Raw genomic sequence first — 11,729 nt, 5'->3', positions numbered from 1 at the left:
ACTCCGATGCCGTGTGATGGCACCATGGATGCTGAATCCCCCAACCACGCTTCGCAAGCGCACCCTTACGCTTTAGTTCTGTAAAGGGTTTAAACTTTCTTGTATGTAAAAAACCTGATCGGAAGTTCACCGATCAGGTCCTCTGGAGTAAGTGTTCAGTTGGCGTGCGGGGGTGGACAGGTAGAGTGGTTCCGTCGAAACGCCTCTCCACGCCCTCTTCCTGCCCGCCTTATCGACTCGAGCCTTTCCAATCCGCGGCAAACTTCGCGATCCCCTGATCCGTCAACGGATGCTTGGCGATCTGCTCGATGACGGCGAAAGGCACAGTCGCGATATGCGCGCCGGCCATAGCGACGCGGGTCACGTGATCCGGATGGCGCACGGAAGCGGCGATAATCTGAGCGTCCAAGTTGTGAATACGGAACAGCTCCGCGACTTTTGACACCAACTGCACGCCGTCTTCCGAGATGTCATCCAGACGTCCAAGGAATGGAGAGACGTAGGTAGCGCCTGCGCGAGCGGCGAGGAGCGCCTGGTTCACAGTGAAGATGAGCGTTACGTTCGTTTTTACCCCTTTGTCGGCCAGGTAACGGCAGGCTTCCAACCCTTCGAGCGTCATCGGAAGCTTGATCGTGATATTCTTGTCGTAGTTGTTGATCTTGATCAGCTCATTCGCTTGTGCGATCATTTCCTCGGCCGTTACGGCGTCCGGCGTGACTTCTGCGGAAACGGACTCAACGCTCGGCACGGCTTGCAGAATTTCTTCAATGCGCTCTTCGAATTTCACGCCTTCTTTGGCAACCAGGGAAGGATTCGTCGTTACCCCGGACAAAATCCCGACTTTATACGCTTTTTTAATAGCTTCCACATTCGCGGTGTCGATAAAAAACTTCATGATAAAATCCCTCCGATTAAATAGTTGTGAATGGTTACTGCAGCAATTGCTTCGCCGAGTGGACGACGTTGTCAACGGTGAAGCCGAAGTGTGCAAGAATGGCGCCGCTCGGTCCGGAAGCGCCGAACGTATCGACCGATATTACCGTACCGCCGAGACCGGTATATCGCTCCCAGCCCAGGGAGATGCCGGCTTCGATGGAGATCCGCTTGGTGACGGCACTCGGCAGGACGCTTTCCTTGTAGGCGGTCGGTTGGCGATCGAACAGCTCGCGGCAAGGCATCGCGACCACGCGTACCGATGTGCCCTCCTTCTCCAGCTCCGCTTTAGCGCCTACGGCGAGGGATACCTCAGAGCCGGTTGCGATCAGCACGACGTCCGGCTGAGCATTCGTCTCCGTCAGAATATAGCCGCCTTGAGCAACCTGCTCTTTGTTCCCTCGGGTCTCGGCGAAGATCGGCAGATTCTGTCTACTCAGGATGAGCGCCACCGGACCTTCCTTCCGCTCCAACGCATAAGCCCAAGCGCTTGCCGTTTCGTTCGCATCCGACGGACGGATGACGGTCAGCCCGGGAATGGCGCGAAGCGAAGCGAGCTGTTCCACCGGCTCGTGCGTAGGACCGTCCTCACCGACAGCGATCGAGTCGTGAGTGAAGACATAGATGACCGGCAGCTTCTGCAAGGCCGCGAGCCGGATCGATGGACGCAAGTAATCGCAGAAGACGAAGAACGTGCTGACGAACGGCTTGATGCCGCCGTGAAGAGCCATGCCGTTGCCTGCCGCGCCCATGGCATGCTCGCGAACGCCAAAGTACACGTTGCGTCCCGCATAAGATTCGACGGCGAATACCGATTCTCCCTTAATATCCGTCATCGTCGAATGCGACAAGTCCGCGCTTCCGCCGAAGATCGCAGGAACCGTCTTCACGAAATGGTTGATCGCTTCGCCGCTCGCGACGCGAGTCGAGATCGATCTGGAAGTATCGAACGTCAGAATGTCGGACGTATCGAGCGAGACGGTACCGCCCAGAGCTTGCGCGAACTCCTGACCTTGTGCAGGGAATTGCGCTTTATACGACTCGAGCAGTTGGGTCCACTCTTTTTCTTTAGCCGCGCCTTCGCTTCTCAGCTGGGCGAAATGCGCTTGGACCGCCTCCGGAACGGTGAACTCTTCTTCAAACAGCCAGTTGTATCTCGCTTTCGTTGCTTGAGCTTCCTCTTGGCCGAGCGGATTGCCGTGCACCTTGTTCGTGCCTGCGGCTTTGCTGCCATAACCGATAATGGTCCGAACCTCGATGAGCGTCGGTTGCTCCGTATTCGCTTTGGCCGCGCCGATGGCCTTCAAGATACCGGCTACATCATTGCCGTCCTCGACGCGTAGATACTGCCAGTTCACCGATTCGGCCCGTTTCTGAATGTTCTCGCTAAAGGAGAGATTCAGCGCCCCATCGAGCGAAATGTCGTTGGAATCATACAGCACGATCAGCTTGCCCAGCCTCATGTGCCCCGCCATCGACATCGCCTCGTAGGAAATGCCTTCGCTCAAACAGCCGTCGCCTACCAGCGCATACGTGTAGTGATCGACGATCGGGAACCCTTCCTGATTATATTTCGCAGCGAGATGCGCTTCAGCCATCGCCATTCCGACCGCATTCGCGATCCCTTGCCCGAGCGGCCCGGTCGTCGCGTCTACCCCGTCGGTGTGGCCATATTCAGGATGACCCGGCGTACGGCTGTTCAGCTTGCGGAATTGTTTCAGATCATCGAGTGACACCATGTAACCCGAGAGGTGAAGCAGACTGTACAGCAAGGCCGAACCATGTCCGGCCGAGAGGACGAAGCGGTCGCGGTTAAACCATTTGGAATGGCTCGGGTTATGGTTCAAATGTTGCGACCATAGCGCATAAGCCATAGGCGCTGCACCCATCGGCAGCCCCGGATGGCCGGAGTTCGCCGCATTAACGGCATCGATGGACAAGGTACGGATCGTATCGATCGCCAATTGTTCAATCGTTTGTGTGATAGGCATAACTAGTTCTCCCTTTTCTATCCGATGTAAGATGTTGCTTGTCGTCAAACCACCAATGGAATCCGTCCGCTTCCAGCAAGGCGTCCGCTTCTGCAGGCCCGTAAGAACCAGCCTCGTATGGCAGCAGCGGAACCTTATTCTCTGCAAAGGCCTCCAGAATCGGTGTCACCCAAAGCCAGGACAATTCCACCTCGTTCCAATGGGCGAAGAAGGTCGGGTCCCCTCTCAAGGCATCCCAGATCAAATTCTCATACGCTTCCGGAGAATTCATCGGATTGGTCCCGAGATCGAGTTCAATCGGCTGGAATGTCTCGCTCCGTCCCGGCTTGGATGAGTGGAGCTGCAGCGTGATGGTCTCCTCGGGGCTTAGCTCAAACACGAGAAGATTCGGTGCAAGGCTCTCTTGGCTGGCCGGCTCCATCGCATCTTGGAACTCGACCACAATGCGCGTCGACTTCTCCTTCAATCGCTTGCCGGTCCGAATGTAGAACGGTACGCCCTGCCAATCGTCATTATCGATCTGAAGTCTGGCGGCTATGAATGTATCGTTCATCGACTCCGGAGCGATTCCCGGTTCAGCCTTGTAGCCGGCAACGGCATTGCCCTTGATACTGCCTTCCGAATACTGCCCGCGAACCACGTGGTTACGGACGGTTTCCTTTTGCAGCGGCTTCAGAGCCTCCATTACTTTCGTCTTCTTGCTGCTTCCCTTCCCGCTCGTGCTTTCCTTCGGAATATACACAGCCGTCATCATGAGCAGCTGCAGCATGTGGTTCTGGAACATGTCCTTGATCGCGCCGGCACGATCGTAGTACCCCGCTCGCTCTTCTACGCCGACGGACTCATTCGCGGTAATCTGCACATTGGCGATTTTGCGGTCCATCCAGAGATCGTGAAAGACCGGATGAGCCTGCTGTAAGGATTCCAGGCGTTGCACGATCGGCTTGCCGAGATAGTGATCGATACGGTAAATTTCTTGCTCCGTGAACGCTTGGCTCAAGGTCTGATTCAGCAGTCTGGCGGAATCCAGATCATGCCCGAAAGGCTTCTCGATCACAAGCCTCTTCCAGCCTTTCACCGTGCCCAGACCGCTGCCGAGAATTTGCAAAGCGATCGTCTCGAACAATTCAGGTCCGACGGACAAGTAGAACAACCGGTTCTGAGGAATCCCCAGCTCCATCTCGCGTTTCTCCACTTGCTCCAAAAGTTTGCGGTAATCCTCTTCGCATCCCACATCCAGCACTCTGTAGCGGAACGCGCTGATGAAGCTCTTGATCGACTCCGGATCCACTGGTGCGCGTCTCGAAAATTGCTTGATCGATTTCTCGATATTGGCCTGGAAGGACTCATCGGTCCATTCCCTTCTACCGAGTCCGAATAGGGAGAACGGCTGCGGAAGCTTCCCATCGAGAAACATATTATAGAGAGCGGGATAAATTTTGCGCTTGGCCAAATCCCCTGTTGCCCCAAATAAAACTATTGTAGCTGGCTCCAACATGATGATCCTCTCCAGTGAGATCGATAATGTGCTTAGTTCCATTTTTGCTTAGAATCACTATAATACAAATAAGGGGTATATAAGTAATTAATATAATTACGAGGTGATATAGACCGTGTCTATAAACAATAACTTTGAATTGTACAAGGTGTTTTATTGGGCCGCTAAAACGGGGAGCTTGACCCAGGCGGCCCATGCGCTCTACCTCACCCAACCGAGTGTCAGTCATGCTATCAAGCAGCTGGAGAACAGCTTCGGCATGACGCTTTTTTACCGGAACTCCAAGGGGGTTGAGCTCACACAGGAAGGCGCGATCCTCTACTCTTATATCGAACAGTCCATGATTCTGATTGCTCACGCGGAGGAGAATATGCTGGCACTCCGAAATCTGGACAGCGGCGAGCTGCGGATCGGCGGGAGCGACTCGCTGTTCAAGCATTACTTGCTCCCGATTCTGGAGGAATTCCGTACGAAGCATTCCGGGGTGAAGCTGCACCTGCATCATGGCACCACACCGGATGTCATCACTTTTCTCAAAGAAGGCCGGATCGATCTGGGCGTCGTTCGCCTGCCGATCGTCGATCCGCAGCTTAAGGTACGGGAGAGCTTCCAGCTGCAGGACTGCTTCGTGGCCGGCAGCCATTTCGCCCAGCTGAAGGACAAGGTGCTGACCCTCGACATGCTGCTGCAGTATCCCGTCATTCTGTTCTCCCGGAACAGCCGGGCTCGGATGGCGGTCACGGAAGAGTTTCAGCGCTACGGATATACGCTGAAGCCGGAGATCGAGGTGGGCAGCGTCGATCTGCTTATCGAGTTCGCCCGCAGAGGAATGGGCATCTCGTATGTGACCCGGGAGTTTGTGCTCAATGAGCTTGAAGCCGGCACGCTGTTCGAAATCCAGTTGGACATCTCGCTTCCGCCCTCCCGTGTCGGGATCATGACGATGCTCAATATGCCATTGTCCAGTGCGGCTAAGCGGTTTATCGAGCTGATTCGTTAGGTGAACACCATGAAAAACAGGAAAAGCCCGTACCGGAAAGGTACGGGCTGATGTCAAGTATGTGCAAACTTTATCTCAAAAAAACGTAAGAAATAATAGTGCCCATAGCTGCAATATTTATACTCAGCAAGAGCATCACTTTTCCTCTTGGAACATAATTGGAAAGAATAAAATACATGCTTATCCCCGTGCCTAAAATTCCGAATAAAAAGGTAGAGAGTATGGCCGCTGCCCCAAGATTCATGACAGATTCTTCATCATAAGGGAAAGAATTGGAGATCAATTTCATTGCTAATCCTAAGAAAAATGAAAATGCGGTAATTGTAGTAGCGACAGTATAATATTTAGGTAATGTCTTGTATAAATGCGCTACAAATCTATTTTTACGGGGTTGGAATTCCCTAGGATCCCCCCCTTTATGGACCACATACGTTTTGGCTAAGAAGTCATGAAGGGCTCTCTTTCTCGGATTCAATACTATTGCAAATAGGTCTGCTAACAATATCAAAGTAATAACAAAGTACCACACATCGTATTCGTGGACTTGGTCAGCTGGAACTTGGCGTATGATCTGCACCTGTACCCCTAATAGAAAAAGAATGCTATATAAATAATTAATAGTTTGCCGTATTATCGCTTGGTACCAAGTGATGTATGCCCCGTTTGCATTTACAATTTCACTCTTTTGATTTTGCTATTAATTTATTTGATTGATGAACAAATGCATGGGAACTAATACAATTCAGGATAATCTTAATTAGTTACACTCGGCCTCAAGTGGACCTGCCAGCCCCCGTAGAAAAAATAGTTAGCCCGGCAGTTAGATTCAATAATGTCGTGATTTTCTATAAAAAAGAAGATTTACAGCCTTGGGCCGAATGTACTACTTTTAGGTAGCAATACACTATCTTAAAGGAGGCCTAATCTTATGCGCCAAGGTATCGTGATGAACCCCCTGTCCAAAGTCGTGTTTCTGTCCCTGGTAGTGCTGACTCTAACTTTAGGACTGGTGACTCTCAACTGGGACGGGAAGCTCCCGCTCGCCAATCTTGCATCCGCTTCCATTACGGACCCGGTGAATCTGGCCGCCGCTGCTCAAGGTACAGTCGCTGCGGCTAGTTCGGTTTCCAGCGATCGCCCCCCGTCCAACGCGAATGACGGGGATCCCTCCTCGGCATGGGGACCGCTCACTGCCGATAAAAACGATGGCGAAGTCTGGCTGTCGCTGGATTTCGGTTCCGTCAAGGCATTCGATCGGGTCACGCTGGATTTTGTAACCCCCAGCGGATCAGCTGCTCTGCCAACCGGCTACACGATCTACCGCCTGAATGATTCGTCCTATTCCGGCACGTACTCCGATAACCCTGCCAAATGGACGGCCATCACATCACGGGTACTCGCCGACTACTCGGCCTCGGCAGCAGACGACGTCAGCTTTACTAAGGTTTCCGCACGCAAGCTCACGGTCGTCTTGACTGCAAATCCGAGTGCCGCAATTCCGAGGATCGAAGAGATCGGGGTTTACGAGATGACGCGCACGCTCAGCTCCGTAAGCGTTCATGCTTCGAAATCCACCATGGATGACGGAACCCAGACCGGCGTCGAGGTTGTCGGCTTCATGACCGATGGGGGAAGAGCGCCATTGACGGGGGCGACGCTCGTGTGGTCCAGCTCGAATACGGCGATCGCGACCATCGCCTCCACCGGGGCCGCCCTGAGCACCGTCACGGGCCAAGGACCCGGCACCGCAACGATAACCGGCCAGGTTACCCTCGGCGGGGTAACGCGGTCCGCGCAGGCGTCCATCATCGTGCGCAACCCGGCATCCGCCGATGCCTACGATTCGTTGCGCGAGAAGTACAAGTACCGTCAGTTAGGAGGGAACTACGATCCCGGCGACTCGGATATCGCCAACACGATTAATAACATCGAATCGACGGCCCGAACGCATCTTGCCACTTATCATTCTCCTACAGTCAGCGAATCGTACCTTTGGCCGGATATTTTACCCACGCCAGGATCGAGCTTGCCGGACAAGTACATCTACGCCGCAGAGGATTCCTACAATCGACTGCTCAGTCTAGCGACGGCGTATGCCAACCCGGACACCACGTTCACGCCGTACGAGCGGTCCCAGCTTCGAGGCATCATCCTGGAGGGTATGACCTTTCTAAATGCAAATTGGTACAATGTGTCTTCGCAGCAAGGCACTCAGTGGTACAAGTTCGAAATCGGCGTACCTAAGCCCATCCTGGCCTTAACCATCTTGATGTATGACGATCTGATTGTCGCGGGCAAGCAATCGCTGATCACGGCGGAAATGAATGCGATCAAGCATTTTTCCCCGGATCCCAAGGATTCCCGCAGCGCTACACCTCAGCCTCGAATCGGATATATGACAGGGGCCAATCTGGTTGAGAAATGCTACAATGAAGCCCTGATCGGCATTTTGAAGAAAAGCTCGGGGTCGCTGGAGCTCGCCCGCTCAAGTATCTACTCCGTCTTCGACTATGTGACAAGCGGCGACGGCTTTTATACCGACGGTTCCTTCCTCCAGCACAATACCGTTGCCTATACGGGCAGCTATGGGCTGGTCCTTATCGATGCGTTGCCTGGCTATATGTGGCTGGTCGACGATACCGCATGGGCCCTTGACGATACGTCAGCCGCCGGATACCGGGATGTTAAGGCTCTATACGACTGGATCCGCAACTCGTTCGAGCCGGTTTTCCATAATGGTATCCTCATGGACATGGTTCGCGGACGCGCGATTTCTCGAGGTCTGCTCCAAGATCGGGACGCCGGCAAGTCGTTCCTCGTCAGCTTGCCCACCATCGCAGAATTCGCTCCAGCCGGCGAAGCGGCCGAATTCCGCGGGCTGGTGAAGAAGTGGGCCGGCTCGAGCCTGTTCACTCCTTTCTACCAGAACATCTCTCTCTTCGCCGCCACGCAGGTGAAGAGCATCTTGGCCGACAACAGTATCGCGGAATGGGACGTACCGAACCAATTCAAGCCGTTCCCTTCCATGGACCGGATCGTGCATCACCGTCCCGGCTTTACGTTCGCCATCAGCATGTACTCCTCCCGCATCTCCAACTATGAGTATCAGGCACCGCCGAACGAAGAAAACAAACGCGGCTGGTACACGGGGGAAGGCATGACCTACTTGTACAACGGGGACGACCGACAATACAGCGACGGCTACTGGCCCACGATAGACGCCAAACGGCTACCCGGCATTACGGTAGACTATACCCAGAGCAGGAGCGCCGGATCAGGCAATAAATACGAGAGCACCGCGGCTTGGGTAGGCGGCACAGAAATCGACGGGCTCTATGGTGCTGCAGGCATGCAGGTAGCTGGGTGGAGCAATACGCTCACGGCTAAAAAATCGTGGTTTATGTTCGATGACGAAATCGTCGCATTGGGAGCGGATATTGACAATGCAACAGCCAGCCGCACCATCGAGACCATCGTGGAAAACCGCCGCTTGAATTCCGCGGGGAATAATGCGCTCGTCGTGAACGGCACGGCAAAGTCAACGGCTTTAGGCTGGACAGAAACGATGTCCGGTACAACCTGGGCCCATCTAAGCGGATCGACCTCCAACTCGGATATCGGCTACTACTTCCCGGGAGGAGCTGCGATTAAAGGTCTTCGCGAGGCACGTACGGGAGCCTGGACGGGCATTAACCCCTACCACACCGAAGCGAATTTGGCCGACCCGTTGACGCGGAATTACCTAAGCCTCCGGTACGAGCACGGCACAGGTACATTCAGCAACAGCACCTATGCCTATGTTCTGCTTCCGAACAAGTCGGCAACTCAGGTCAGCGCCTATGCCTCAGCTCCCGACATCACGATCGTCGCCAACAATGCCAATGTACAGGCGGTCAGCGAAGCGAATCTCGGAATCTTCGCCGCCAACTTCTGGAACAACGGCACATACACGGCCGGACCGGTGACCAGCAACAAAAAAGCTTCCGTAATGACCCGTTGGAACGGCTCCGAATTCGAGGTTTCGGTATCCGATCCAACGCAGCTAAACACCGGCACGATCGATCTGGAGTTCGCTCGCAGCGTATCCGGCGTCATCGAGAAGGATTCGCGCATTACGGTGCTGCAGACGAATCCTACACTGAAGCTCCGGATCAATGTGAACGGGGCCAAGGGGCAGGCTCTTCACGCGAAGTTCAGTCCCGCCTTCACGATCGCTCCGGCGGCGGATGCTTATGTTCGCGGCGGGACATTCGGGGATACGAACTACGGCGACATTACAACCTTGAGAATCAGCGAGACGACGAACGACAATACGAAGCGCAAAGCGTATCTGAAATTCGACTTATCCGACTTCGCTTCCATCTCGCACGCGACGCTGCAGCTGTACGGCTCTTCCGATGCCGCAGCCACAATCCAAGTCTATGCGGTGACAAACGATGCGTGGACCGAATCCGGCCTAACCTACAACAACGGACCGGCAGGAACCGGCTCCGCTGCCGCTTCCTTCACGACCGCCACCACCGCCCAAAGCTACTTCCTGAATTTGACTTCACTCGCGCAGTCGAACCTGAGCGGGAATGGAATCTTGAGCGTGGTGCTCATCTCGAACACATCGACGGCTCTGACTGACTTCAATAGCAAGGAGAATGCAGCGTCTCCGCCGCAGCTGATCATCTCGGGCGTGCCGGACTGATTTCCTGATTTACAGAGTTGACCTTGTCGATTACCATAGGGATAATCCAGCATACTGAAGGGGCGGATAAGCAGATGAGACCACCCAAGACCACATTCTGGAGGATGCTAGCCGTCCTCCTGCTTATAACCGGGTGCGAGGGACGTGAAGGCGCCCTCCTCCAGGACTCGCCCGGGCAATCCATGCGGTCCACCGCCCCTTCGGAGCCTTTAACGATGCTAATTAAGAGCCACGACAGCTATCCTTACCGCCCGGACGCTCCCGTCTGGGGGTGGCTGAAGGACAGCGCGAACATCGAGATCCGAGGGGTGCAGCCTCCCGGCAAATATGCGGATGCCCTTCCCGACGTGCTGGCCTCCGGCGATGTGCCGGATATCGTCTTCTTCAACCATTGGGACGAAGCGAACCGATACGGCAGTCAAGGCTTCTTCCTGGATTTGACGCAGTACTTGCACAAGCTGCCGAATCTCAAAGCGTTCTGGGCTGCAAACCCGGCGAATCGGCAAATGTCCGAAACCGTCGACAAATCGAACTACATGTTCACCTTCGGAAACGTCATCGACCAGCGGGGGTGGCTAGTGAGGAATGACGTTCTATCCCGATACGGTCTGCAGCCTCCGCGCACGTGGGATGAGCTCTACATGGTCTTGAAGAGGCTGAAGGAAGTTTATCCCGACTCTTACCCTTTTGCCTTCCGGTATGGAGTGGGCATCCTGGACTTAATCGCCCCTTCCTTCTCCTCGGGGGGATCGATCTATGCGGACGCGGAAGGACAAATGCACTACGGTCCGATTGAGCCGGGTTTCCGAGCATTGGTTGAGTATATGGCGCGCTTTTATGCGGAAGGCCTGATTCCGCCCCATTTTATGTCGATGTCCAATAAAGAATGGGAGGACACATTGGCTGCCGGCCAGGCCTTCATCACCTCCGACTACGTCGTCCGCATTGATTATTTTCAGAACCTGACGAACGGGGTTTCGTTTGATTTAATGGCGCCTCCCGCAGGTCCCGGGGGAAAGCAGGAGGTCATGAACGGCAATTTCGCCACCACGGGCATGGGAATATCCGCGCGAACCCCGAGACTGGCCACCGCTCTAAAGTATGTCGATTTCTTATTCTCGGAAGAAGGCATCCACCTAACCAATTGGGGCAAGGAAGGCGAGAGCTATACAAGCGTTAATGGGGCTAAGCATTACAAGATCTCGGATGCTTTCCAGCTCCGCAAAGAAACGAATCTGCTCACCTCCGGCACCTATGCCGTCTTCCGCTTCGATGCTTATAACGCGCAGTATTCGGAAAAGCAACAGCTGGCCAATCGGGTTGCCTTGCAGTATAACCATCCGATCAAACCGATCCTGCCCCCGCTCACGTACGACGAACAGATTCTAGTAGCTACAACCTTCGAACGGATCCGTAAGACGACTAACGATTATTTGGCCCAATTCATCATGGGGCGCCTTCCCTTGACGGAGTGGGATCGCTATGTGCAAGAAATCGAGAAGCTTGGTTTGAACCCGATCCTGGAGATGTATACGAACGCCTGGCAACGCAGCAAGCATCCTTCTTAAACCATGCAGTGGAATGGCGCACTCGCAAAGATTCCCCCGGCCTCTC

General features: G+C 54.3%; 7 protein-coding genes. 3 read left to right on the top strand and 4 right to left on the bottom strand.

Annotation, left to right across the window (positions count from 1 at the left end):
• Positions 1–229 precede the first annotated feature (229 nt).
• Genes fsa through zwf form a run of 3 tightly spaced genes read right to left on the bottom strand, consistent with a single transcriptional unit; the run spans position 230 to position 4,419 of the window.
• Positions 230–895 carry a fructose-6-phosphate aldolase gene (gene fsa / locus PKO02S_RS05395; protein WP_127580067.1) on the bottom strand — a complete coding sequence of 222 codons (666 nt, stop codon included), beginning with the start codon at positions 893–895 and terminating at the stop codon, positions 230–232.
• A 34-nt stretch (positions 896–929) separates the two neighbouring features.
• A complete protein-coding gene (gene tkt / locus PKO02S_RS05390) occupies positions 930–2,924 on the bottom strand; it encodes a transketolase (protein ID WP_373865192.1) in 1,995 nt (664 codons plus the stop codon).
• Positions 2,902–4,419, bottom strand: coding sequence for a glucose-6-phosphate dehydrogenase (gene zwf / locus PKO02S_RS05385; RefSeq protein ID WP_127580076.1), 1,518 nt, complete (start codon positions 4,417–4,419; stop codon positions 2,902–2,904). Before zwf ends, tkt begins: the two co-directional genes overlap by 23 nt.
• A 124-nt stretch (positions 4,420–4,543) precedes the next feature.
• On the opposite strand from zwf, the gene PKO02S_RS05380 reads away from it, so the two are divergent.
• Positions 4,544–5,422, top strand: a complete 879-nt coding sequence (locus tag PKO02S_RS05380; protein ID WP_127580075.1) for a LysR family transcriptional regulator — start codon at positions 4,544–4,546, stop codon at positions 5,420–5,422.
• Between the two features lie 70 nt (positions 5,423–5,492).
• Here the strand turns inward: PKO02S_RS05380 and PKO02S_RS05375 are convergent, their stop codons facing one another.
• Positions 5,493–6,098: an RDD family protein gene (locus tag PKO02S_RS05375; protein ID WP_127580066.1), complete on the bottom strand. Its 606-nt coding sequence runs from the start codon at positions 6,096–6,098 to the stop codon at positions 5,493–5,495.
• 252 nt (positions 6,099–6,350) lie between these two features.
• On the opposite strand from PKO02S_RS05375, the gene PKO02S_RS05370 reads away from it, so the two are divergent.
• Positions 6,351–10,115 (top strand): polysaccharide lyase family 8 super-sandwich domain-containing protein, encoded by a 3,765-nt coding sequence (locus tag PKO02S_RS05370; RefSeq protein ID WP_127580065.1) that lies wholly within the window; start codon positions 6,351–6,353, stop codon positions 10,113–10,115.
• Positions 10,116–10,330: 215 nt separating this feature from the next.
• Entirely contained in the window at positions 10,331–11,683 is a 1,353-nt protein-coding gene (locus PKO02S_RS05365) for an extracellular solute-binding protein (protein WP_164821307.1), read from the top strand.
• The last annotated feature ends 46 nt before the right edge of the window (positions 11,684–11,729 follow it).

Source organism: Paenibacillus koleovorans NBRC 103111, from assembly GCF_004000845.1.
GTDB lineage: Bacteria > Bacillota > Bacilli > Paenibacillales > NBRC-103111 > Paenibacillus_AA > Paenibacillus_AA koleovorans.
Note: the sequence above shows the minus strand (reverse complement) of the source record. Positions and strands in the feature narration are given on the sequence as shown.

Coding starts and splice junctions, on each gene's coding strand:
- fsa (WP_127580067.1), bottom strand. CDS start 895: ATGAAGTTTTTTATCGACACCGCGAATGTGGAAGCTATTAAAAAAGCG.
- tkt (WP_373865192.1), bottom strand. CDS start 2,924: ATGCCTATCACACAAACGATTGAACAATTGGCGATCGATACGATCCGT.
- PKO02S_RS05370 (WP_127580065.1), top strand. CDS start 6,351: ATGCGCCAAGGTATCGTGATGAACCCCCTGTCCAAAGTCGTGTTTCTG.
- PKO02S_RS05365 (WP_164821307.1), top strand. CDS start 10,331: ATGCTAATTAAGAGCCACGACAGCTATCCTTACCGCCCGGACGCTCCC.